17 protein-coding genes are annotated in these 24,705 nt (G+C 64.1%); 10 read left to right on the forward strand and 7 right to left on the reverse strand.

Features of this window, described 5'->3' with window-relative positions; translation table 11 throughout:
- Positions 1-41 precede the first annotated feature (41 nt).
- Complete coding sequence (locus tag ACFUOZ_RS06490; protein ID WP_377545917.1) at positions 42-1,406, forward strand: rhodanese-like domain-containing protein; 1,365 nt, start codon at positions 42-44, stop codon at positions 1,404-1,406.
- A gap of 64 nt (positions 1,407-1,470) precedes the next feature.
- Here ACFUOZ_RS06490 and ACFUOZ_RS06495 read toward each other — a convergent pair whose 3' ends face one another.
- The 3 genes from ACFUOZ_RS06495 to ACFUOZ_RS06505 form a co-directional block, all read right to left on the reverse strand.
- Entirely contained in the window at positions 1,471-2,157 is a 687-nt protein-coding gene (locus ACFUOZ_RS06495) for a FadR/GntR family transcriptional regulator (protein ID WP_377545919.1), read from the reverse strand.
- Positions 2,154-3,440, reverse strand: coding sequence for an MFS transporter (locus ACFUOZ_RS06500; RefSeq protein ID WP_377545921.1), 1,287 nt, complete (start codon positions 3,438-3,440; stop codon positions 2,154-2,156). The genes ACFUOZ_RS06495 and ACFUOZ_RS06500 overlap by 4 nt, the downstream gene beginning before the upstream one ends.
- 123 nt (positions 3,441-3,563) lie before the next feature.
- Positions 3,564-5,006: a PucR family transcriptional regulator gene (locus tag ACFUOZ_RS06505; RefSeq protein ID WP_377545923.1), complete on the reverse strand. Its 1,443-nt coding sequence runs from the start codon at positions 5,004-5,006 to the stop codon at positions 3,564-3,566.
- A gap of 144 nt (positions 5,007-5,150) precedes the next feature.
- Here ACFUOZ_RS06505 and ACFUOZ_RS06510 point away from each other — a divergent pair, with 144 nt between their 5' ends.
- A complete protein-coding gene (locus ACFUOZ_RS06510; RefSeq protein WP_377545925.1) occupies positions 5,151-6,581 on the forward strand; it encodes a gamma-aminobutyraldehyde dehydrogenase in 1,431 nt (476 codons plus the stop codon).
- A gap of 33 nt (positions 6,582-6,614) precedes the next feature.
- Positions 6,615-7,970, forward strand: a complete 1,356-nt coding sequence (gabT, locus tag ACFUOZ_RS06515) for a 4-aminobutyrate--2-oxoglutarate transaminase (RefSeq protein WP_377545927.1) — start codon at positions 6,615-6,617, stop codon at positions 7,968-7,970.
- Between the two features lie 175 nt (positions 7,971-8,145).
- On the opposite strand, the gene ACFUOZ_RS06520 is transcribed toward gabT, so the two are convergent.
- The 3 genes from ACFUOZ_RS06520 to ACFUOZ_RS06530 all read right to left on the reverse strand — a co-directional run bounded on the left by ACFUOZ_RS06520 (position 8,146) and on the right by ACFUOZ_RS06530 (position 12,796).
- The gene (locus ACFUOZ_RS06520) at positions 8,146-10,551 is read right to left on the reverse strand and encodes a polysaccharide lyase 8 family protein (RefSeq protein WP_377545929.1); all 2,406 of its coding nucleotides are present in this window, start codon (positions 10,549-10,551) and stop codon (positions 8,146-8,148) included.
- Positions 10,552-10,676: 125 nt separating this feature from the next.
- Positions 10,677-11,771, reverse strand: coding sequence for a LacI family DNA-binding transcriptional regulator (locus tag ACFUOZ_RS06525; protein WP_377545931.1), 1,095 nt, complete (start codon positions 11,769-11,771; stop codon positions 10,677-10,679).
- Complete coding sequence (locus ACFUOZ_RS06530) at positions 11,771-12,796, reverse strand: hydroxyacid dehydrogenase (protein ID WP_377545933.1); 1,026 nt, start codon at positions 12,794-12,796, stop codon at positions 11,771-11,773. The genes ACFUOZ_RS06525 and ACFUOZ_RS06530 overlap by 1 nt, the downstream gene beginning before the upstream one ends.
- Positions 12,797-13,052: 256 nt before the next feature.
- Between ACFUOZ_RS06530 and ACFUOZ_RS06535 the strand changes: the two genes are divergently transcribed.
- Genes ACFUOZ_RS06535 through ACFUOZ_RS06555 form a run of 5 tightly spaced genes read left to right on the forward strand, consistent with a single transcriptional unit; the run spans position 13,053 to position 20,177 of the window.
- Positions 13,053-14,093, forward strand: coding sequence for an ABC transporter permease (locus tag ACFUOZ_RS06535; RefSeq protein ID WP_377545935.1), 1,041 nt, complete (start codon positions 13,053-13,055; stop codon positions 14,091-14,093).
- On the forward strand, positions 14,077-15,018 hold the full coding sequence (locus ACFUOZ_RS06540; protein WP_377545937.1) for a carbohydrate ABC transporter permease: 942 nt from the start codon (positions 14,077-14,079) through the stop codon (positions 15,016-15,018). The genes ACFUOZ_RS06535 and ACFUOZ_RS06540 overlap by 17 nt, the downstream gene beginning before the upstream one ends.
- Positions 15,019-15,048: 30 nt before the next feature.
- Entirely contained in the window at positions 15,049-16,698 is a 1,650-nt protein-coding gene (locus tag ACFUOZ_RS06545; RefSeq protein WP_377545939.1) for an extracellular solute-binding protein, read from the forward strand.
- Between the two features lie 30 nt (positions 16,699-16,728).
- Positions 16,729-18,696: a DUF2264 domain-containing protein gene (locus ACFUOZ_RS06550; protein ID WP_377545941.1), complete on the forward strand. Its 1,968-nt coding sequence runs from the start codon at positions 16,729-16,731 to the stop codon at positions 18,694-18,696.
- Positions 18,697-18,746: 50 nt separating this feature from the next.
- A complete protein-coding gene (locus ACFUOZ_RS06555) occupies positions 18,747-20,177 on the forward strand; it encodes an alpha-L-fucosidase (protein ID WP_377545943.1) in 1,431 nt (476 codons plus the stop codon).
- A gap of 354 nt (positions 20,178-20,531) precedes the next feature.
- On the opposite strand, the gene rarD is transcribed toward ACFUOZ_RS06555, so the two are convergent.
- Positions 20,532-21,617, reverse strand: coding sequence for an EamA family transporter RarD (rarD, locus tag ACFUOZ_RS06560; RefSeq protein WP_377545945.1), 1,086 nt, complete (start codon positions 21,615-21,617; stop codon positions 20,532-20,534).
- Positions 21,618-21,735: 118 nt separating this feature from the next.
- Here rarD and ACFUOZ_RS06565 point away from each other — a divergent pair, with 118 nt between their 5' ends.
- Positions 21,736-23,169 (forward strand): FAD-dependent oxidoreductase, encoded by a 1,434-nt coding sequence (locus ACFUOZ_RS06565; protein ID WP_377545947.1) that lies wholly within the window; start codon positions 21,736-21,738, stop codon positions 23,167-23,169.
- A 166-nt stretch (positions 23,170-23,335) separates the two neighbouring features.
- Complete coding sequence (locus ACFUOZ_RS06570; protein ID WP_377545950.1) at positions 23,336-24,679, forward strand: GAF domain-containing protein; 1,344 nt, start codon at positions 23,336-23,338, stop codon at positions 24,677-24,679.
- Positions 24,680-24,705: the final 26 nt, after the last annotated feature.

Genomic DNA, 24,705 nt, shown 5'->3' on the forward strand with positions numbered 1-24,705 from the left:
GATGGGCCCTAAGTGACCCCGCGTTGTTTTAAGGTGGGGGTATGGACGTCGTCGTCATCGAAACACCCCAGCTGGGCGACCGCAGCTACCTGGTCCACGACGGCTCCGTGGCACTGGTGATCGACCCCCAGCGGGACATCGACCGGGTTGAGGCAGCGGCCACTGCTGCGGGCGTGCGGATCACCCACGTGGCGGAGACCCACCTCCACAACGACTACGTCACCGGTGGCCTGGCCCTCGCTGAAAAGCACGGAGCCGCTTATCTGGTCAACGCGGCGGACCACGTCGCTTTTGCGCGCACACCTGTCTCGGACGGGGACGCATTTCTTGTGGGACGCCTCTCGGTGCGGGTGGTCGCGACTCCGGGTCACACCCACACGCACTTGGCGTACGTGGTGCGTGAGGCAGGGGACGACGGCGGCGCGGAAGCCGTGTTTTCCGGCGGCAGCCTGTTGTACGGCTCGGTTGGACGGACGGACCTGGTCGCTCCGGGCGACACTGAGGCCTTGGCCCACGCGCAGTATTCTTCGGTCCGGAAACTGGTGGACTCGGCTCATCCGGAGGCCGCCCTCTACCCGACCCACGGCTTCGGATCGTTCTGTTCCATCGGCCCTGCAAGCCACCAGGACGCCTCTACATTGGCGGAGCAGTCAGCACACAACCATGCCCTGACCGACCCGAGCGAAGAGCACTTCGTAGCCCAGTTGCTGGAGAACATCACCGCGTATCCGGCGTACTACGCCCACATGAGCCCATTGAACGCCGCAGGTCCCACACCCGTGAACCTGAATATTCCGGAGTCGGTCGAGGCGGCTGAACTGGCCCGTCGCCTGCACGCTGGAGAGTGGGTGGTGGACCTCCGGCACCGGGTAGCTTTCGCCGAGGACCACCTGCAGGGGAGCGTTGCCTTTGAGTACGGGAACGGGTCCAACTTCACCAGCTATCTGGGCTGGGTGATCCCATGGAACCAGCCGCTCACACTCCTCGGGTCACACGATGACGTGGAAAAGGCGATCCGCGACCTGGCGAGGATCGGCATTGAAAGCCCGGATGCCGCCGTCGGGCCTTCACCCGAAATGCTGGCGCCGGGCGCCTCACGGTCCTCCTACCCGCACGGCGACTGGAGTCTGCTGCTGAAGGAGAGGGTGCAGGACGATGTGGTCCTGGATGTCCGAAGGCCCGAGGAATTCAAGGCCTCGCACGTGCAGGATGCCCTGAATATTCCGGTGTATGAGCTTCTTTCCAGGGTCACTGAGCTGCCGGAGGCCAGGATCTGGGTGCACTGTGCCACCGGCTACCGGGCCAGTGTTGCCGCGAGTTTGTTGGATCGTGCGGGGCACGACGTGGTGCTCATCGACGCCCGGTTCAAGGATGCGGCCGGTGCCGGGATTGAGCTGACTCCCTAGGACGTGGAAAGCCCGCTGTTCCGTTGTTGGGCAACGACGGAGCAGCGGGACCGCAACGTGCTTCTTAGAACTGCAGAGGCGTCTTGTCGGCGCAGAAGTCGAGATTCCGGTAGACGCTGGAAACGGCGGCCTCAGGGTTGTGGGCTTCGACGGCATCCACCAGTTCGTCGTGGCCTTCGCGCGGGATGCCGTTGAAGCCGTCCTTGCGCTGCTGGCGGAGGAGATCGTTGTGGAAGACACCGCCGAACGAAACGTAGAGCTGGTGCAGCAGGGGATTGCCTGAGGCCAAAGCCACGCGTTCGTGGAATTCCCAATCGGCGGTGGCCCACGCGGGGTAGTCCTCGGCAAGCCAGGCATCGTGGCGGACTGCCAGGAGACGACGCATCTCCGCGATGTCCTCAGCCGTGGCATGCTTCGTTGCCAACCGGGCGGCCTGGGTGTCGAGCCCCAAACGAACCTCGACGATGTGTTCCTGCGTGTGCTCCTTGTACATCCGCTGGGCGGCCCCGGAGATCTCGCTGTTGGCACGGACGTACGTACCGTCTCCGCGGCGCACCTCCAGCATCCCGGAGTGCGCCAGGGCCTTGATGGCTTCGCGCAGCGTTCCCCGCGAAACACCCAGGGTGGCCATGAGCTCGGGCTCGGCAGGGATGCGTTCCTGCAGCGGCCACTCACCGGTCTTGATCATGTCCCGCAGCTTGGCGGTGATCTCCTCGGCGAGGGCCGGGCGATGCGAAGGGGTCAGGGTCATGCCGTCCTCGGTTGGGTCTTTGATGCGGTGCGCTTGCTGGTGAGCAGGTGGCAGGTGACCATGAGCGCCACGGCCACGATGGACAGCAGGCTCAGCGGCAACACCCAGCCGCCGGTGGCGCTGTGGAGCAGCCCCATGCCAAAGGGGCCGATGGCCGCAATCAAGTATCCCAGTGATTGGGCGATCGTGGAGAGCGCGGTGGTTTCCGCCGTCGAGCCTCCACTGCGGCTGATGATCACCAGGACCAGCGGGAAGATGCCCAGGCCAAAGCCGAACAGCACCGCCGGAATGACAGCGAGCGACGTCGGCAACCACAGCATGGCGCCGATCGCCACCAGCGTGGAGCTGCTGGCCAGGTACAAAGCGGGCCGCAGCATGCCGGGGCGGGAACCGAGCGTCAACAGGATCATGCCTGCCGCCACCGAGACCAGTTGCATCACGCCGAACTGCAGGCCGCTTTCGGAAGCGCTGAGCCCCTGGGAGGTAAGGATGTAGGCGAACCAGCTCATCACGGCGTAGGCAAGGAAGGCCTGGAACGTGAAAATCGCGGTGATCAGGAGGCCCAAACGGGTCCTTAGGAGTGGCCACATGGAAACCCGGGGACGGTCGGACTTGGCCGAGTTCCGGTGGCTGTGCAGGACAACCGGGAGGAAACCGAGCAGTGCGGCGACGCCCAGAAGGCCCCACGCAGCCAGGCCCATGGACGGCGAGCCGAGCTGCTGCGCGAGCGGCACGCTGACTGCTGCGGCGAACGTGGCACCACCGGACATCGTGAAGGTGTAGACACCGGTCATCATGGAGGTGCGGTCCGAGTAGTGCTCACGGATGAGCGATGGCATGGCTACGTTGCACACTGCCAGCCCGGACATCGCCAGGACGGTGCCGCCCAGGAGCGCACCGGTCGCGGGAACACCGCGGACCAGGAGCCCGGCGGCCAGGAGAGCCAGGGCGATGAAGATCGCCTTCTCAACGCCCACCCGGCGCGTAAGCCAGGAGGTTCCGAGCCCGGCAACCGCGAAGCACAGCAGTGGAATGGAGGGCAGGATCGAGGCCACCAGCGGGCCATAACCGAGGAACTGCTGCAGCTCATGGAAGAGGGCAGCAGCGCTGGTGATGCCGGCGCGCAGGTTCAGGCCAATCAGGACGACGGCGATGATGCCAACCACGACGACGACCCGGGACTTGGGTGCCTTGGCGCCGGTGTTCGCTGCGCTCAAGGCAGCACCGGCGGGGGAGATCGTAGGGATGTTTCCTGTCGTCGTTAGTGGAGTCGTCGTAGCCATATCTAAAGGTTAGACGTTTGACGTCTAATGTCTACACTTCTGTGGCGAATCTCTCCGGCGGGCGGCTCCGGCGCCACTCCGGAGGCGAGAGGCGGCACTGAGGCGCGTGCCGCCGTCGTACGCTTACCGCGGGTTTCGGGAGCCCAGGCGCTGGACCGCCAAAGCCAGCCACAACTGGACGCGGTCCTGGGTCTGGGAGGGGTCGTAGCCGGTGAGTTCGGTGATTTGGGCCAGCCGGTAGCGGACGGTGTTCCGGTGGAGGGTGAGAGCTTCGGCCACCGCCGCCACGGAACCGTTGTGGTTCAGGTAGCTTTCCAAGGTGGCCACCAGCTCGGCGCCGTGGGCGGCATCGAACTTGCGAAGGGGAGTGAGCGACTCGCTTGCCATATCCGCCAAGGGCACGTCCTCGCTCGCGAGCAGCAGGGAGGTCAGGCTGAGGCGCTCGGGCTCGTTGACGGGCAGGCCATGGGCCACCGCGTCGCGGGCCTCGAAGTAGCTCCAGCGCAGGCCGTTCGGCTTGGTGTAGGCGCCGCCAATGCCGATCACCGCGTGGATGCCGGCTTCCTGCAGATGGTCGCTGAGGCTCTTGGCGAGGGCAGTGGCCGAGCTGCCGTCGTCGGTCACCACCGTGACCAGATCCTTCCCGACGACGGCGCTCACGCCACCTTCCAGCGCCTGTGGCAGGGAGATACTGACCAGTTGCTTGTGGTGTGCCGTGGATTCGGCAACCAGCACCACGTTCTTCCGGGTGCTGTTGATACCTACCCCGGCCAAGCGGCGAGCGGCTTCGATAGTTTCCAGTGTGCCGTGGATGACGTCGTCCAACACCTGTCCGGCCATGGCGCGTTGGGATTGCCGTTGCTTGACCATGTTGTTGAGCTCGACGCTGATCAGGTTTTGCGCGTAGCTGACGATCCCCGAGTCGATGAACGGCTGCCGGAGCCAGAGGGTGCAGGCGTCCCTGCGGCCGGTGGGAATCGGGTACGAAGCCCAGCCATCCGCCGTCGGGGCCGGTTTCCCGGGCACGCTGTTGTAGAGCTGGGCACTGAACTGGGTGAGCACAACATCGGTGCGCAGCATGCTGCCCAGTTGCTTGAGGAGTTCGTTGAGGCCGCCACCGGTGAGGAGCGAACGGGCGAGGATCTGGTGCCCGGCCAGGAGGCGCTCCAGGTTGGAGTAGTGGTCCGCGGAGTGGGACTCTGCAACGAGCTTTCCGATGGCGATGAACGGGATCTCGTAGGGCACCTCCACCAAGGGAAGTCCCCACCGGTTGGCCTCGGCGATCAAGGCCTCCGGAACGGATTCGTGGGTGAGGCCTATGCCGAAGCCAATCCCCACGGCGCCTGCGCGCTGGACCTGGCGGACGAATCGCCGCTGGTCGGCCGCACTCTTGAGGCGCAAGCCCGTGGTCAGCACCAATTCACCGCCGCTGAGGAAGCGCTGCGGATCCTCCAGCTCGGTCACCGCCACCCAGCTGATGTCCTGGTTCCACGTGGTCTCGGCAAGGCCGGACTGGCGGAGTTTCAGGGACGGGACAGCGACGAGCGAAGCAAGGGACAGGGCCATGCTTTAAGCGTAACCCGGTGCTGGTCAAGCGCACTAAGCGCGGTGGCCTTGTGTGTGCAGCTGACTATTCCCCGTACCCCCTCCCTGGCATAGGCTCTGATCAGCTAAAACCCATGCCCAGACACCGAAAGAGGGTTGCACACCGTGGTTCAAACCTTGCAGAACTTCATCAATGGCGAATTCGTCACGCCGGCAGGTACGGGTCTGCTGGACATCGTGAACCCCGCCACCGGGGAAATCGTTGCCAAGTCTCCCATTTCGGTGCAGGCCGATGTGGACGCAGCCATGTCCGCAGCAAACGAGGCGTTCAAGTCCTGGAAGAAGGCCACCCCCGGCCAGCGCCAGCTCATGCTCCTCAAGCTTGCCGACGCCGTCGAGGCCCACAGTGACGAACTCGTTGAGGCGCAGCACCGCAACACCGGACAGGTCCGTTCCCTCATCGCTTCCGAGGAAATCGCCGCCGGCGCCGACCAGCTCCGCTTCTTTGCCGGCGCCGCACGCCTCATGGAAGGCAAGTCCGCAGGCGAGTACTTCGAAGGCCACACCTCTTACGTGCGCCGCGAACCCATCGGCGTCGTAGCCCAGGTTGCCCCCTGGAACTACCCGTTCCTCATGGCCATCTGGAAGATCGGCCCCGCCCTGGCCGCCGGCAACACCATTGTCCTGAAGCCCTCGGACACCACCCCGGAGTCCACCCTGGTGCTGGCACGCCTCGCTGGCGAGATCTTCCCTGCAGGCGTCCTCAACGTTGTCCTTGGCACCGGCGAGACCGGCTCCATGATGGTTGACCACAAGGTTCCCGGACTGGTGTCGATCACCGGCTCCGTCCGCGCCGGCATCGCCGTTGCAAGCGGCGCGGCCAAGGGTCTCAAGCGTGCCCACCTGGAACTCGGTGGCAAGGCTCCGGCGATCGTGTTCAAGGACGCCGACATCAAGAAGAGCGCCGCGGCCATTGCCGAGTTCGCTTTCTTCAACGCCGGACAGGACTGCACCGCCATCACCCGCGTCCTCATCGAAGACTCGGTTCACGACGACGTCGTGGCAGCCATGGTGGAGCACACCAAGACCCTGCACACCGGTTCCCAGAACGACGAAGACAACTACTTCGGTCCGCTCAACAACGTGAACCACTTCAACGCCGTCACCTCCGTGGTGGAGAACCTCCCGGAGAACTGCAAGATCGAGACCGGCGGACACCGCGCGGGCGAGAAGGGCTTCTTCTTCGAGCCCACCATCATCACCGGTGCCAAGCAGAGCGACGACATCGTGCAGAAGGAAACCTTCGGCCCGGTCATCACCGTCCAGAAATTCAGCACCGAAGAGGAAGCGCTCGAGCTGGCGAACGACGTCGAATACGCCCTGGCGTCCAGCGTCTGGACCACCGACCACGGCACGGCCATGCGCATGAGCCGCGACCTGGACTTCGGTGCGGTCTGGATCAACACCCACATCCTCCTCACGGCAGAGATGCCGCACGGTGGCTTCAAGCAGTCCGGCTACGGCAAGGACCTCTCCATGTACGGCGTCGAGGACTACACGCGCATCAAGCACGTCATGTCCGCGCTCGACGCCTAAGAATTTCCCCGTTCTTCAGAAAGGCAAACCCTCATGACCACCACCGCGAACGAACTCTCGTACCGCATCGAGCAGAAGCGCAACATCAACGGCGCCTTCCCCGGCCCCAAGTCGCAGGCACTGGCCGAGCGCCGCTCCGCCGTCGTTGCTGCCGGCGTCGCCTCGGGCGTTCCCGTTTACGTTGAAGACGCCGACGGCGGCATCATCCGCGACGTCGACGGCAACTCCTTCATCGACCTTGGCTCCGGCATCGCCGTGACCAGCGTCGGCGCGTCCGACCCCGCCGTCGTCGCCGCTGTCCAGGAAGCTGCCGCGCACTTCACGCACACCTGCTTCATGGTGACCCCGTACGAGGGCTACGTTGCAGTTGCCGAGCAGCTCAACCGCCTCACCCCGGGCGACCACGCCAAGCGCACCGTGCTGTTCAACTCCGGAGCCGAAGCCGTGGAAAACGCCATCAAGGTTGCCCGCCTGGCTACCGGCCGCGACGCCGTCGTTGCTTTCGACCACGCCTACCACGGCCGCACCAACCTGACCATGGCACTGACGGCCAAGGCCATGCCGTACAAGACCAACTTCGGCCCGTTCGCGCCCGAGGTCTACCGCATGCCCATGAGCTACCCGTTCCGTGAAGAGAACCCGGAGATCACAGGCGCCGAGGCTGCCAAGCGCGCCATCACCGCGATCGAGAAGCAGATCGGTGGCGACCAGGTTGCCGCGATCATCATCGAACCCATCCAGGGTGAAGGTGGCTTCATCGTTCCGGCCGAAGGCTTCCTGCCGGCACTGTCCGCTTGGGCCAAGGAAAAGGGCATTGTCTTCATCGCCGACGAGGTCCAGTCCGGCTTCTGCCGCACCGGTGAGTGGTTCGCCGTCGATCACGAAGGTGTTGTCCCGGACATCATCACCATGGCCAAGGGCATCGCCGGCGGCATGCCGCTGTCCGCGATCACGGGCCGCGCCGACCTGCTCGACGCCGTTCACCCCGGCGGCCTCGGTGGCACCTACGGTGGCAACCCGGTTGCCTGTGCAGCAGCACTTGCAGCGATCGACACCATGGAACAGCACGACCTCAACGGCCGTGCCCGCCACATCGAAGAGCTCGCCCTGGGCAAGCTCCGCGAACTGGCTTCTGAAGTCTCTGTTGTTGGCGACATCCGTGGCCGCGGCGCCATGCTGGCCATCGAACTGGTCCAGGCCGGTTCCAAGGAAGCCAACGCCGAGCTCACCAAGGCCGTTGCTGCCGCTTGCCTCCAGGAAGGTGTCATCATCCTGACCTGTGGCACCTACGGCAACGTGATCCGCCTGCTCCCGCCGCTGGTTATCAGCGACGAACTGCTGATCGACGGCCTCGAGGTCCTGGCGAAGGCCATCAAGGCCCACGCGTAAGCCTCACCGCTGTAAACACAGGAGGAGGGCCGGGATTTCCCGGCCCTCCTTTTGCGTTAGCCGCCGAGTTCGCTGGAACCCGTCCTTTTCGTGCGTAAACTTCCGGACGCTTTGGCAGCGTTCCCGCGATCTCGCGCGCCGGCGTCGGGAATCAAGGTTCGACGGCGGGGCCTGGCTAGGTGCCGAGCGTCAGGTTCTTCTGGTGGCCGTGCCCGTCGAGTTGGACCTCGATGGTGCTGACGCCCACCAGGACTGCGCCGTCGTCGGACTGAACCGTGGTGGTCCACGAACCAGGCAACGTGATCCGGACGCTGCTTTGTGTGCGCGATGGATCGGCCACAGACACCGTGAGCTTTCCGTTGCTCTGGCGGGTGGCGAGGGTGCACGGACCCGATGCCGTGTAGCCGGACGCACCGCCCGCTGCGAAGAAGTTGGCCAACACCAGGGCGTCCTCGTCCGCGGCGATCAGCTGGACATCTGCCGAGTTGGCAAGCACCTTTACGGCCGGGTTTGCGGACTGAGAGAACGTGGCATCGTGGGTAGCTGCGGGGAGCACCATGTACGCATAGCCCGAATCTACCGGATCCGTCCCGTGGCGGTGGGTCACGGTGACGAAGTCCCGCGTTGCAGGCTCGGCGCTGCCACCCGTGTCCGCGCCGGAATTGATGTCATACCAGCTTCCCGTGCGGCGGATGACGGCAACGTCAGGACTTCCGGAGACACCGGGCGCATCCAGGAAAACGTAGCCTCCGTGTCCTTCTATGTGCAGTGAGCGTTTCAGCCTTACGGGAGCATCGCCTGGAGCCATCACGCGGTTGCGGGAATCCGTGCGAAGCGCAGGCACTGAACCCACGGCGAAGGACCTGTTCTCGATGGTGGTCTGCACCAACGCGCCACCAGTGCCGGTAATACCCGACCCAAGGCACACCACGGCGTCGTCCAGGAAGAACCACGATTTCCGCCCTGACAGGGATTTGTTGTGGTTGAGGTGGTCCATGCCGACCACGCCCCAACGGCCGTCAACGGTCAGTCCACCGGCGAAGGCCTGGTAAGCGCGGGGGATTCCTGTGCCGGCCCCGCCAGCACCGCTGGCCCGGACCTGGTCATTGACGGTGGTTCCCGGAAGAGCGTATGGGTCCACCGTGGGCCAGAAATGCGCACTGAACTGCGCGGGGTCCTGCCGGGTGTACAGGAAGGTCATGCCATCGCCTTGGTACCAGCCGAGGTTGTTCTCGCTGTTGCCCCATTCGTAGCGGCCGATTCGCTTGGAGGAGAGGTTCACCGTGCAGCCCCACTGGGGGCGGTGGTGCACCAGCCGGTCCTGATCGGCGAACATCCGGCTGTAGACCGGGGCGGGAGCAGCTGTCACGGAGGCATTGGTGAGCACGGCCAAGGAAAGCAGCGATTTGGCCAGGCTCTGGGTGGGATGACCCACGAGCTTCTGGTCGGCACACCGTTCAAGCCACCCCTTGGCCAGCGCCAGGAAACGGGAGCGGTGGGGCTCCTCGCATCCGGGAGCCAGCAGGAGCACCGCTGAGATCAAACCGAAGCCGCTGACGTAGTCGGGTTCACGCTGCCGGGAGACGGCACGCCCTCGCACGGTGTCCATGATCCGGCCGTCCCATACGAATGGAGCATAAGTGGACTCAACGGCGTCCAGGAGCACCGACTGCTTGGGATCCTTGATGGCCCAGTCGCTACCGCCCAGCATGGCGATGATTTCGGCGATGCCTGCCAACGCAACCACGCCGTAAGTCCCTGCGTAGGGCAGGTAAGTGTGCTGGACAAAGGAGCCATCGGTGTAGAAGCCATCGCCGCTGGTGACGTAGGTGAACACACTGTTGGTGCCGCCGCGCACGGTATCGCTCAAAGCGTCCCGGCCAAGGGCAATCTCGTCTGTGTTGTTGTCCAGGATGCCACGCATGCAGCAGGCCAGGGATTTGTCCACTCGGTTGGCCCCGGTCTCGGCCAGGGATGTAGCACGCCCGCGCCAATTCGGATTTGGCGCGAACCAGCGCACCGCGGCCAGGAGGGAGGTGCGGAGTGTCTCCGGAACCTCGGCGTGCAGGAGCGTCAGGATGTCCACGGATTTGCGGGGAACGCCGATTTCCCAGAACCACCAGTTGCCGGCTGCGCGCATGCCGGGTTTGTAAGCGGTGTCATTGAGGAGTTTCAGGGCGGCAACAATGTCCTCAGCCAGCTGGGGATTCCCCGCGTAGGGGGTACCGGCGACGGAGTAGCCCAAAGCCATATCGTAGAGGCGGTTGAAATGCAGGCCCAGGTTGTTGGTCGCTGTGGCAGATTGTCCGATGCCAGCGGGGGGAAGGTCGCTCCAGAGGGACGTCCGCACTGGAGCTTTGTCCATGGATGACCACCACTTCTCCGTGGTAGCGCCCATGCCCTCAAGTTGTCCAGCGAGTTCCGGAATGTCCGCAGCGCTTCGGCCACCGGTGAGGACCTGACGGCGTCGATCGATGAGTTCCTGCAGGCCACCGGCCGCAAAGGACGGCCCTCCCTGGGAAAGGAGCGCGCCCGCGAGTGCGGCTGCTCCTGCCGTGCGGAAAAGGGTCCTGCGGCTCATGGGTGATCCAATAACGTTCAAAACTGCTCCGTTCAAAACTGTTGAGGCCTGGGGTGTGGCGGCGGAAGTTTCCCGCCACCTTATTTCCGGTTCCCGCGCCCCTCAACAGAAATGAACAGAAGTGCTCAGAACTTGTTGAGAGACGAAACGGAGTCCCGGATGACGATGTGCGTACCGACGGTGAGGGTGTTGTCAGAGGAGGCGCCGGCGTCGTGGGGTGACTGTGCCAACGCCAAACGGACGGCTTCGCGCCCGAGTTCTTCGAGCGGGACCCGCACAGTGGTGAGCCGGGGACGCAGCTCGCTGGCTACTGGAACGTCGTCGTAGCCAACCACCGAAATGTCCCGGGGAACCTTGATTCCTCGTTCTTCGAGGGCTTCCAGGATGCCTGCGGCCACGAGGTCGTTTGCCCCGAAGACCGCGGTAAAGTCGAGGTCCTGATCCAGTAATTCGCGCATGCGGCTGTACCCGAAACCGCGGCCAAACGCACCCTCGTGCACCAGCGCAGGGTCCCGCTCAATCCCGCGGGCGTCCAGGGCACGGTAGAAGCCCGCCAGCCGGGACGCGGTGGTGGAGAATCCGCTGGGACCACCAACGTAGAGAATCCTGCGATGGCCCTGGGAGATGAGGTAGTCGGTGATTGCGAAGGCGCCTCCTTCGTTGTCATAGGTGACCATCTTGGTGGGCACACCCGGCCCGAGGGACGGCCTCCCGCACAGGACCAGCGAAGAACCGGCCGCTGCAAGTGCCCGCGCACGGTCGGCCATCTGCTTCCGGTATCGGGGGTCGTCGGATGCCCCGCCCACCACTATGACGGCGTCGGTGCGTTGTTCCCGCATGAGGTCCACCAGCGCCAGCTCACGTTCCTTGTCACCATGGGTGGCGGTGATGAGGCACAGCCGTCCCTCGGCGCTCGCCTGACGCTCCACTCCGCGTGCGATGTACGCGAAGAAAGGATCGGCGACGTCGTTGATGATGATTCCCACTGTCCGGGTGGTGGCGCCGGCCAGGGCACGCGCGTGGGCGTTGGCGACGTAACCAAGGTCCGACACGGAGCGAAGGATCCGTTCACGGGTGGCCTTGGCCACCGGATAGTTGCCACTCAGGGCCCTGGATACGGTAGCCACTGACACGCCTGCCGCCTGGGCGACGTCGGCAATCGTGGCGCCGCTGCCGCCGCGGGCGGTGGCGGAATCTGTGGGGGAGTTTTTCTCGGTCACTAGGCGATTCTTGCAAGATCCGCAGCCAAAACCGGATAAGCCAAGGGCAAGCCCTCGCTCAATCGGCGAACTTCCATGACCGCTTGGCTGCCCAAACGGTGGATCTCGTTGCCCATTGCCCCCGCAATATGGGGAGTCAGCACAACATTGGGCAGGGTGTGCAGGACCGAACCGGCAGGAAGGGGTTCGGGGTCCGTGACGTCGAGATAGGCATCGAGCCGGCCGGAAACCAGCTCCCGGGTCAGTGCGGCGGCGTCGATCAATACGCCCCTTGCGGTGTTGATGACCAGAGTGCCGTCCTTCATCAAGCCGAGCTCCTTCGCGCCTATGATGCCGCGCGTTTCGGCAATGTCAGGGGCATGGACACTGACGACGTCGGACAGCGTGCAAAGTTGTTCCAGGCCTACGGATTCGACACCCAACCCGGCAGCCTCGACGGCGTCAAGGTAGGGGTCGTAGACCAGCACCCTCGCGTCGAGGTTCTTCAGGAGTCCCATCACCAGGCGTCCTACACGCGACGCGCCAACCAGACCGATGGTTATGCCGTTGGTTCCTATGGTGGGGAATCCGGCAGCGTTGCGGGATTCGCCGGTTGTGCGCAGCTGTTCACTGAATCGCCGGGCTCTTTTGAGGCCCATGATGATTGCCGCAAACGTGAATTCGGCCACCGGCACCGCATTCGCCGCAGCAGAGGACGACACCTGGATCCCACGTTCATGGACCTCCGGGGAGAGGAATGTCTTGACGGTGCCCGCTGCGTGGACGATTGCGCGCAGTTGCGGCAGCCGGTCCAGGACGCAGCCGTCGATAGCGGGGGCTCCCCAGCCGGTGATTAGCAGCTCGGCCTCTGCGAGCAACTCGAAAACGCCAGGCGCGGAGAAATCTGCAACGGGCCCGGGTTCAAGCAGCGTGACCATACCGCGCAGCCGGGCGAGGTCCTCGGTGCTGAACAGGGTGGACAGATTGTTCCTCCCCATCACGAAAGCAGCCTTCATGGGGCCGATGTGCTCGAGCTTGGTGGTCACTGCTGGGTTCCGTCCGGTTGTGGTTGAGAAAACTATAGAAATCGCTTGCTATTGGATGTCAGCGTAGATGCAGCTCCAAAACGCTGTCAATGCCAACTACGCCGCCAGTGCGGGCGAGAGCCGTGTTATTGACATCACACAATTTCACTGGGTAGCTTGTTCTCCATAGTAAACGCTTACTATTTCAGCCGATCGGTCGCTTCCAAGCGCCGGGCCACTCCACATCGCCGGCAACCGGCGCAGACAGAGGAAATACATGAGCAGCAACAGCCAGACACTTACGCCCCGGGCGACGCGCGACGTCGGCGGGCCGACGACGGCGGTGCCAGGCCGCCGTCGTGACCGCCCTCCTGCTGGAGCCGCAGGGCAGGTCCGCAAGAAGAGCCTGATGGCCCGCATCCGACGCGACAAAGTGATGTTGCTGTTGATCGCACCGGGCTTCCTGTACTTCGTGGTATTTCACTACGTCCCGCTCGCCGGCAACATCATCGCGTTTCTGGACTACAAGCCCTATCTCGGTTTTGTGGACAGCGTCTGGGTGGGACTGGACAACTTCGCGGCGATGTTCCAGGACGGTGCCTTCTGGGAAGCTCTCCGCAACACCCTGGTGATCACCGGTTTGCAGCTGGCGCTGTTCTTCCCGGTCCCCATCTGCCTGGCACTGCTGCTGAACAGCATCGTGTCCAACAGGATCCGCAAGTTCGTGCAGAGTGTCGTCTATCTGCCGCACTTCATTGGCTGGGTGATCATCGTGGCCGTCTTCTCCGAAGTCCTCGGTGCCACGGGAGCCGTCCCGCACCTCCTGGAAAACCTGGGTCTTCCGCGCTTCGACGCCATGACCACCCCCGAATTCTTCCCCTTCCTTGTGACCATCCAATCCATCTGGAAGGACGCAGGCTGGGGGACCATCATCTTCCTTGCCGCGCTCATGAACGTGGACCAGGAGCTCTACGAAGCCGCAGCCGTGGACGGAGCGAACGCCCGGCACAGACTTTGGCACATCACCATCCCGGGCATCATGCCCGTCATCATCCTGCTGCTCATCCTCAACCTTGGCAGCATCCTTTCAGTGGGCTTCGAACAGATCGTCCTGCAACGCGACAACGTCGGCCCGGGCGCGGGCGAAGTGCTGGACACCTATGTCTACTTCCACGGCATCCAGGACGGGCAGTGGGGTCCGGCGGCCGCCGTGGGGCTGGTCAAAGGAATCGTCGGGCTGATCCTGGTGCTCGGAGCCAACAAGCTGGCCCACCTCTTCGGACAGGAAGGTGTCTATTCCAATGGCAAATCCAAGTAGCACTTTGGTGGCAGGCCTCGGCCGTCGCGGGAACCGCCCCGTGAAAAAGGACAGCCGCCCCGTCTGGATGGAAAAGCCCAAGCCGGTGGTTCAAGTATCCAAAGCCATCGCCCTGGTAGTCATCTGCTTTCTTGCCTTGTACCCATTGCTGGCAGTCCTGGCCACGAGCCTCTCGAGCCAAAGCGAGATCGCCAATAACAACGGCCTGGTGCTGTTCCCCAAGGAACCCACCTTCGCCGCGTACCAAACCATCTTTGCCGGCGGCGTAGTGACCGATGCCTTGATCCGCTCCCTGCTCATCACCACCGTTGGCACTGCATTGTCCCTGGTGGTCACTGTAGCCATGGCTTATGGGCTTACCCGGAGGGACCTTGTGGGCGGCCGCTTCTTCCTCATGACCGCACTGTTCACGATGCTTTTCAGCCCAGGTATCATTCCCAGCTTCCTCATGGTCAAGGAACTCGGCCTGTTGGACAATTACGCAGCACTGGTCCTTCCCACCTTGATGAGTGCCTTCAACCTCGTGGTGGTCCGGTCCTTCTTCATGAACCTGCCCAACGAACTGTTCGAGGCCGCCAAGATCGACGGCGCGGGAGACTTCCGGATCCTGGTCCAGATGGTGCTGCCCCTGTCACGCGGGGTGCTGGCCGTCGTCGGGCTCTTCTACGCGGTGGGCTATTGGAACGCCTTCTTCAACGCCATGCTCTACCTGAACGATGACAAGTGGCCGCTGTCGATGATCCTGCGCCAGTACGTCCTGTTGGGCCAACCCATGGGCGACTCCGCAGTAGCCGAGATCGCGGTGCCGTCCCAGGCGATCCAGATGGCCGTCGTCGTTATTTCGTTGATCCCGATCGTGATCGTCTTCCCGTTCCTCCAGCGGTACTTCACCAAGGGCGTCCTCACCGGCGCCATCAAAGGCTAAGCAAACTCTCTACTCTCGAAAAGGAATCCCATGAACGCAGTCCCGACTCCCGGCCCCAGCCGCCGGAGCTTCCTTTCCGTGGCGGGCATTGGCGCCCTGGCACTGTTCAGCGGCGGGGCCCTGGCCGGTTGCGGGCAGCGCACCACCAACGTGGCCTCAAACGCCAGTGAGGCGTTGCTGCCAACGCACATGCCACTCAAATCGGCAGCCGCAGACATCGCCGGTACGGCCGAAGGCGTCCCGTCGGCCTTTTACAAGTACCCAACGCCCTTCCGGAGCGTGCCGAGAGCACCCCTCAGCGGCGGCAAGATCACAGCCATCACAAACCTTTTCGGCACGGCTCCCAACGCCCGTGCAGACAATCCCGCGTGGCAGGCCATTGAAGCCCGTTTGGGTGGACAGGTGGAGATCACCTCGGTCTCCTCGGATGACTACGCCACCAAGTTCAACACGGTCATCGCGGGCGGTGAGCTGCCGGACCTCATGTTGAACGACGGAGCTGCGGTGCCCAACATCGTGGAGTTCCTGCAGGCCAAATGCGCGGACCTGACGCCGTTGCTGGGTGGCGACAAAATCAAGGACTATCCCAACCTCGCCGCCATTCCGGAGGTTTTCTGGAAGCAGACCGTGCAAGCCGGCAAGCTGTACTCCCTGCCCATCCCACGCAACCTGACCGGCGGCTCCGGATTCGTGAACCAGACGCTGCTGGAGAACGTGGGGCTCAAATCCACCGAGGACATCAAGGACAAGGACGATTTCTACCGGGTGGCCAAGGAACTGACCAATCCCGCCAAAAACCAGTGGGCGCTGGGCAGTACCAAGTTCGGTCTCACGATGCTCCACCACATGTTCCGGACGCCGAACGTCTGGAAGAACGACGGCGGCAAACTCACCCGGGCGTTCGAGACGGACGAATACATGGCCGCGATCGAATTCGCAGCCAAGCTCTATAAGGACGGACTGTACGTACCGGGTTCCGAGGGGTGGACGAAATCCCAGATGGTGAACTCGTTCATCTCCGGGAAAGTGGCCATGATCTACGACGGTCTGCCCGCGTACATCGGGCCCACTGGCTACGGCCGCAGCGTCCCCGCCGCGAACAAGGCCAACAAGGCCGTGCCATTCATCCCGGTGGGCCACGACGGCGGCAAGGCCCAGACCTGGCTGGACAACATCACGTTCGGCACCGTGATGCTGAAGAAAGCGGACGAATCCAAGCTCAAGGAAGTCCTGGCCGTGGCCAACTTCCTGGCGGCACCATTTGGCAGCGAAGAATACCTGCTGCTCAACTACGGCGCAGAAGGAGCGGACTACACCCTGGATGCCAACGGCAACCCCGTGGTGACCGAGCGGGCCTTGCTGGACAACGCCGTGCCATGGAAGTACCTCGCAGCTCCCCAGCAGGTGGTGTACGACCCCAGCAACAAGGACATCGTCGACGTCATGCACAACGCTTACTCCAAGCTCATTCCGCTCGGGGTCGAGGACCCTTGCGGCACCCTGTTCAGCCCGACCAACGCCAGCAAGGGCGCAAAGCTGGGTCAGCCGGTTTCCGACGCCGCCACAGCTGTCATCGCAGGGCGCGGGACCATGGATGCCCTCAAGAGTGCCGTGGCGGACTGGAAGAAGAACGGCGGCGACACCATTCGCGGCGAATACGAATCAGCACTGGCCAAATAGGCTCCGGAAAAAACCCAAGGATCCAACACCGTGACACAGCCCTCCACGGCACATCAGTCCCTCCCGGCAACCTTGTCCTGGCTGCCCGGACCACACACCGGTCTTTCCCCGATCACTGGCTGGACCCGCAGTCATTGGGAGGCCACGGCCGATCACTGGCTCGAGCACATCCGGACTTACTCCAGCCCGCTCAAAGCCAGTCCAAGACTCCCGGGCCGGGTAACACGCGACGGCGAGCGCCGGGAAGGGATGGAGACCATCGGCCGGAGTTTGCTGATGGCGGCACCCCGCATTGCCGGTGCGCGTGGCCAGGATCGGCTGGGGCTGGCTGCGTGGTACCGGGAGGCGCTGCTTGCCGGAACCGACCCTGATGGTGCTGAGCGTTGGCCCATGGGCGTGACCTGCAAGTCGCCGTTGCTGGGGGTGACCAACTCGATCGTGGAGGCCGCGAACATCGCGTTCTCATTGCACATTGCCCGGGATTGGCTGTGGGAGCCCTTGGCTTCGGGTGAGAAGAAACAGGTGGCGGAGTGGTTGCGGCACCACGCCCGGCTTGAGGTGTGGGGGAACAACTGGCAGCTTTTCCCGGCGATGGCGGAGGGTTTCCTGCGGTCGGTGGGAGAGGACGTGTCCGGCTGCACGGGTGCACGGAATGTGGCCCGGGTGGAGTCCTGGTATCTGGGTGATGGCTGGTACACGGATGGGCCGGAGCACGCCATTGATTACTACAACGCCTGGGCCATCCACCCCTATTTGTGGGCGTGGTACTCGATGACTGGCCGGGAGGACACGCCTGAGGGCCTGCGCCAGTTGGAGCGGTTGCGGGAGTTTGTAGGCACGCAAAGCCTGATGTTTGCCGCCGACGGCGCCGTCGTGCACGTCGGGCGGTCCTTGGCCAACCGCACGGCGGTTCTCGCTGCCTTGTGGTGTGCGGAAATTTCGGGAGTAAATCCGTTGACGCCAGGGGCTACCAGGCGCTTGGCCTCCGGTGTGCTGGCGAACTTTACGGCGAAGGGCGTAGGAGTGGACGGCCCGCCGAACCTGGGCTGGTATGACGAACACCTGGGATCCTGCCAGGCGTACAGCGGCTTCGGGTCCCCGTATCTGGCGGGTATTGGCTTCCTGGGCCTGGCTCTGCCGCCGGAGCACAAGGTGTGGCAGGACGTGGAGGAGCCGCAACCTACTGATGGGCCCGCCGTCGTACGTCCGTTGCCTGATGCCGGGTGGATCCTGAGCAGTGATGGCGGCCTGGTCCGTCTCACCAATCACGGCAGCGATCATTGCGGCCTGCCTGTCGAGGGCGGCACGGACCCCGACGACCCCCACTATGCCAAGTTCTCCTACTCCACCCACACCGCGCCGGGGACCGGACCGGCGTGGGAGGAGAACATCGACGGCCACCTTGCCCTGTTAGGCTCCGACGGCGTGGCGAGCCGGCGATGTGCCTTGCGGGCAACCCGTACGGAGGGTTCGATCAGCGGATCGGTCCACGTTCCCCAGTTGTATGGCAAGTCACTGCCCGGAACAGCGGTCACCACGGTGTCCGTGGTGGACGGCATCCATGAGCTGCGTTGTCATCTTGTCATCGGGCCGGTGGAGTTTTCCGTGCGCGAAGGCGGGCATGCCGTCGCCGGAGCCGCTCGCCTGAAGGCGGGAAAGACAGAGGACACGTCCTGGGTCAGCAACGGGGGCGTCTTTGCTTCCGTGACGGCTGTGTACGGTTGGCAGGAACCGGACCACACCCACTACAAGGGTGCCAACGCCATGGGCGAGCACTCCGCTGTGCCAAGCCTGTCGGCCCAACGCGCGGTTGTCGAAACGGTCCATGTCGCCCTCCACACGCTGACCCGGGGTCCGGCTCCGGTGCCCGAATCGCTTAAGGCCGCCGCCGCCGTCGTGGTTTCCGGTACGGAGGTCTCCGTGACGTGGGCCTCCGGAGCCTCGCAGTCATTCGACCTGCGTACTTTCGTGCCATGGGACGGGCAGGTGGGCAGATGAGGGACCTCAAATTCGGCGCGTCCGGGCAAGGACGGCGAAATGACCCTGCCATGCAGAGGTTCCGTGGCCACCGGGTGGGGCAGTTCATCCACTGGGGCCTCTACGCGCTGCCGGCAGGGAGGTGGGAGGGGAGGGATATCGAATTCGCGGCAGAGTTCCTGCCGCGCGTAGCGAAGATCCCGCAACAGCGCTGGGAGGCGCTCGCCAACGACTTCACGCTGGCCGATTTCGACGCCGACCGGTGGGCTGACACCGCTGTTGCATTGGGGGCCCGCTACATGACCATCACTACCAAGCACCACGACGGCTTTTGTCTGTGGCCGAGTGCCCACACGGACTTCCACATGGGAAACACGCCGTCGGGCCGGGACGTTCTGGGTGAACTGGTGGCGGCCTATGAGGCCCGCGGGATCGATGTCAACTTCTACTACTCGGTGCTCGACTGGCGGCACCCGGACTGGCGCTTCACGCTGGAGAACGACGGCGATCGGGCGGCTTTTGCCCGCTACCTCGACTTTGCAATGAATCAGTTGGAAGAACTGGCGGACCGTTACCCCGGTGTGAAGGGATTCTGGTTCGACGGCACCTGGGACGAATCCGTGAAGGCCAACGGCTGGTGGACGTGGGAAGTCGAACGGATGCTGAAGCAGCGCATTCCCGGCGTAGTGGTCAACAGCCGCCTGAGGGCCGATGATTTCGGAGCCCGGCACGTCGACTCCCATGGACTGCTGATGGGCGACTACGAAAGTGGTTATGAGCGCAGGTTGCCATCACCGTGGGACGTTGGCGTGGCGGCCCACGATTGGGAAGCCTGCATGACAATTCCGCAGGCCAGCTGGGGTTACCACCAAGGCACGTGGGCGCAATCAACGCTGAAACACCCTTGGGATGTGGTGGACATGATTGCCCATTGCACCTCCTTGGGAGGCAACTTCCTGCTGAATTTCGGCCCGCGGGGTGACGGCTCCATGGCTCCGGCAGAGGTGGATATTGCCTCCCGGGTGGGGGAGTGGCTGGCAACCAACGGTGAAGCCATTTATGGGTGCGGCTTTGCAATGGGCTGGAACTACCCCGGTTGGGGCTACTTCACCCGGGACACGGACACCGGTCAGGTGTACGCCGTTCTGACGCGGGTACCGGCGTCGGGGAGGGTGCGCGTGGAGGCTGCCAGCGGGCTGGAAGTGGTGGGGCTGCGGTTGCTGGGTTCAGGCTCCGACGGGTATCCGTTCACGAGGTTGGCCGATTCCGTGGTGGAAGTGGAGCTGGCAGTGGAGCTGGCGTTTGGCTCGGCCGGCTCGGACGCCTCGGACGGCTTGGCCCGTTCGGCCGCGGAGTTGGGTTCAGGCTCCGTGGCCGCAAGCGCAGGGTCAGCGGCCGCGGGGTCACTTGCAGGTGCTGGGCCGCTGGTTTTCGCGCTGGAAACCCGTGCCCTCGACACCTCCGGCCGCGAAAAGGAACCCAACCCTGACGTGCTCGACTAGGGTCCGGGGTCGAGTTCGCGGGAACGCTGCGAATCCGCCGGAAAGTTCCGGGGGTTTTGGCAGCGTTCCAGCGACTTCGCGGAGTGCCGCGCGGTGGCGACGGGTTCGGCGTCGGGAATCAGGCCTCGACGGCGGCCAGTCGCGCCCGCCTCCTTCGTCTAAAGCAACGCGGGGTCACTTATGGCCCATTTTGCGGCTCTGGATGGGCCATAAGTGACCCCGCGTTGCCCTCCAGGAGCCGGCGTCCAGTTCGCTGGAACGCTGCGAAGCCGCCGGGAAAGTTCCGGGGGTTTTGGCAGGGTTCCCGCGAGTTCGCGGCGTGCCGCGCGGTGGCGACGGGTTCGGCGTCGGGAATCAGGCCTCGACGGCGGCCAGTCGCGCCCGCTTCTTCAGTGCCGAGTTCTTGCGCGTGGTCCGCAGCATGTCGATCGTCAGCAGGACCAGGGCCAGCCAGACCACGCAGAAGCCGATCCAACGGGCCGTGGTCATGGTTTCGTGGAACACCAGCAATGCCACAACGAACTGGAGGATCGGGGCAAAGTACTGGAGGAGGCCGATAGTGGTCATCGGCAGGCGGCGTGCGGAGGCGCCGAAGAAGAGCAGCGGAACGGCGGTGATGACGCCCGAAGCCACCAGCAGCCAGAAGTGCCCGGCACCCATGGTGGTGAGGGTTTCGGCACCTGTCACACCCAAGACCACCATGGTGATGGCTGCGAAGGGAGCCAGCACCATGGTCTCAACGCTGAGGCTCGTGAGGGCATCGACCTTGGGGCCAACCCGCTTCTTCACAAAGCCGTAAAGGCCAAAGCTGAAGGCCAGGATCAAGGCGATCCACGGAAGCTGCCCATAGGAGAAGGTCAGGACGCCCACGGCCACGAAACCGATACCCACCGCCGTCCACTGCAGGGGGCGCAGCTTCTCTTTGAGGACGAAGACGCCCAAGAGGACCGAGACCAGCGGGTTGATGAAGTAGCCCAGGGAGGTCTCGACGGCGTGGCCGGTGGTGACGCCGAACGTGTACGTGAGCCAGTTGATGGCGATCAAGCCAGCCGCCAGCGCCAAGGGGCCGAAGACGCTGCGGTCCTTCAAAGCGGCACCGAAAATCCGCCAGGACCGGGTGATGGTGATCAGCAGTGCACAGAAGATCAGGGACCAGACCACGCGGTTGGCCACGATTTCGATTGCACCGGCAGGCATCAGGATGAAGAAGTACAGGGGAAGCAGACCCCACAACCCGTATGCGCCGATGCCGAACAGGATTCCCGCAGTCGACTCGCTCCGCACGGGCTTGCCGAGCCCTTGCTTGGCGGCACCGTCGGTTCCTTCGCCTCCGCTCCCGGTTACCGCCGTCGTTGGCTGGTCTGAAGGGGAGCTTGAGATGATCTGATCCGGAGTCGACACATTTTGGCCAACGCGAACCATCCCCGCAATATTCCGCAATCTTTGTGTATTTTTGTGACTCCTGCCATATAAGCGGCCCGGTGTGGGGCGGACACCTAGAATTGAAGCCTGCGCGCCACCAACAGCGGCGTGGCTCACTGCTTCGGAAGGGCTCACGGTGTCAGACTCAGCCGCAACCAATCGTCCGCTTCGCGTGGCTATCGTGGGCGCCGGTCCCGCCGGTGTTTACGCCGCGGATATCCTCACCAAGTCCAACGAGGTTAAAGACGGGCACGTGGAAGTGAGCATCGACCTCTTCGAGGCGTATCCCGCGCCGTATGGGCTGATTCGATACGGCGTAGCGCCCGACCATCCCCGCATCAAGGGCATCGTGAACGCTCTTCACAAGGTGCTTGACCGCGGCGACATCCGCTTCCTGGGCAACGTCACCTATGGCAGGGACCTGACCCTCCACGACTTCCGCGCTTTCTATGACGCCGTGATCTTCTCCACCGGTGCCATCAAGGACGCGGACCTGAACATTCCGGGTATCGGGCTGGAGGGCTCTTTCGGCGGCGCGGATTTCGTCTCCTGGTACGACGGACACCCGGACGTGCCGCGCGAGTGGCCGCTGGAGGCCAAGGAAATAGCTGTGATCGGCAATGGCAATGTTGCCCTGGACGTGGCGCGCATGCTGGTCAAGCACCCGGAAGAGCTGCTGGTCACCGAGATTCCGGACAACGTGTACCGAGGCCTGAAGAACTCGCCCGTTACCGATGTCCACGTTTTTGGCCGGCGCGGACCTGCCCAAGTGAAGTTCACGCCGCTGGAGCTGCGCGAACTCTCGCACTGCAAGGATGTGGATATCGTCCTCTACCCGGAGGACTTCGAGTTCGACGAGGCCTCAGACGAAGCGATCCGGACCAACAACCAGATCAAGACCATGGTCAACACCATGACCAACTGGCTGGTGGAAGAGCACGCCGAAGCCGAGCAGCCCTCGTCCCGCCGCCTGCACCTGCATTTCCTGCACAGCCCCGTGGAGATCCTTGACTCTCCCGAGACCCCGGGCAAGGTTGCGGCAATGAAGTTTGAGCGGATGGAACTGGACGGGACAGGCAACGTCAAGGGAACCGGGGAGTTCCTCGAATACCCGGTCCAGTCTGTCTACCGCGCCATCGGCTACCACGGCTCGCCACTGGAGGAGCTGCCGTACGACGCCCGCCGCGGCGTCATACCGAACGACGGCGGCCGCGTCCTGGGTGCCGACGGGGAACCCGTTCCGGGAATCTATGCCACCGGCTGGATCAAGCGTGGACCGGTGGGGTTGATCGGGCACACCAAGGGCGATGCCTTGGAAACCATCGGCTGCCTCCTCGAGGACCGGTTGAATCTGCCCCCGGCCGAAAACCCGGATCCCCAAGCCATCATCGACCTCCTGGAAGAACGCGGCATCGAATACACCACCTGGGAAGGCTGGAACCGGCTGGACGCGCACGAAGCTGCCCTCGGCGCCGAGTGGTCCGCAGGTCCCGAAGCCAACAACGGAGTGGTCCGCGAGCGCATCAAGGTTGTCCCGCGCGAGGAAATGATCCGGATCTCCCGCCCCTAACCTCCGGAGTTTTTGTACACCTAATGCGCTTATTCGGGCGTCTTAGGGTCATTAGCTGTACAAAAACTCCATCCGGCGAACTAGACTCGTCGGTACTGTGCTGCCCACCACACGCGCTGCCCAACGCGCGCGGCCATTGACCAGCACAGCACCCAGGGGAGTTCGAGTGAGGAATCAGATCCATCCGGTGGTTCCCGGCACTGACGCCGCGGAGTTGCTGCATAAGCGTGCCCTGGCCGGCCACGAACACCTGGAGGCCTGGCGTGCCGGAACGGCCGATGAGATTGCCGGGATCCGGCGCCTGGTTCACGAATCGTGGCAGCGGTCCGCCAGCCTGAAGGCCAACCCCGATGTCCCGGAAGCGCCCTTGGCCATGGACCGCGATGAGCTGGAGGAGTACAGGCGCCAGCACCCCTTGGCCACCATCATGCCCGTGATCAAGAAGCTGCTGGTCCAGCCGAGCCATGACAGCGGCCTGCTGGTGGCAGTTGGCGACGACGTCGGGCGGCTTTTGTGGGTTGACGGCGACCCCGTGATGCAACGCCGCGCCGAAGGCATGATGTTCGTGGCCGGCGCCGACTGGTCTGAGGCCTCCGTCGGCACCAGCGCACCCGGTACGGCACTGGCCCTGGATCGCAGCATCCAGATCTCCGGCGCTGAGCACTTCAAGCGGTCCGTCCATCCTTGGAGCTGCACCGCGGTTCCATTCCACGATCCCGACTCCGGCGCGGTGCTGGGCGTTGTGGACATCACGGGCACTGAGACAGCCGTCGCCCCGCACACCCTGTCGCTGGTGGAAGCAACGGTGGCCGCGGCCCAGGCGCAGTTGCGCATTGAACGCTTGCAGCTCGCTGCCGAGGTCCGCGACAAACCACGACGCCGGAGCGCGGCCGCCGCGAGCAGCCACGCTTTGTACCGCAACAGCCTGCAGCTGCTGGGCCGGGACCAGGCGCTGCTCAGCATTGACGGCCGGACAGTCTCTTTGTCAGCACGACACAGCGAAATCCTGGCGATCCTGGGCAACCATCCGGAGGGGCTCAGCGCTGATGACCTGTGCGCCCAGCTCTACCCCGGCGACGGATCCTCCGTAACCCTCCGGGCCGAGATGGTCCGGCTACGCAAAGTCATCCAGGAGCTCAGCCCGGATGCTGTGCCCGAGTCGCGGCCATACCGGCTGCCCGTCGAGCTGCTTCCGGACTCGGGCCAGGTCTTGAGCTGCCTGCAGCGCGGCGCCCACCGCATAGCCCTGGAAATCTACAAAGGTGCGCTTTTGCCGCGATCGGAGGCGCCCGGCGTCGTGCAGTTGCGCGAGCGGGTCTCGCATCTGCTGCGGGAGGCGCTGCTCAGCGACGGCAGCGTCGATTCGCTCCTCAAGTACGCGGAGCTGCCCGAGGCGAAGTACGACGTCGACCTCCGCCTTGCCGTCCTGAAGCTGCTGCCGCCGCGCTCACCCAAGCGCGCCGCCGTGGTGGCCGACCTTGAGCGCATCGAAACGGAACTGCAGGCGTGAGCTGACTCACACCGTTGCAACGTAGC

It is taken from the genome of Paenarthrobacter sp. NPDC057355 (assembly GCF_042667405.1).
Taxonomy (GTDB): domain Bacteria; phylum Actinomycetota; class Actinomycetes; order Actinomycetales; family Micrococcaceae; genus Arthrobacter.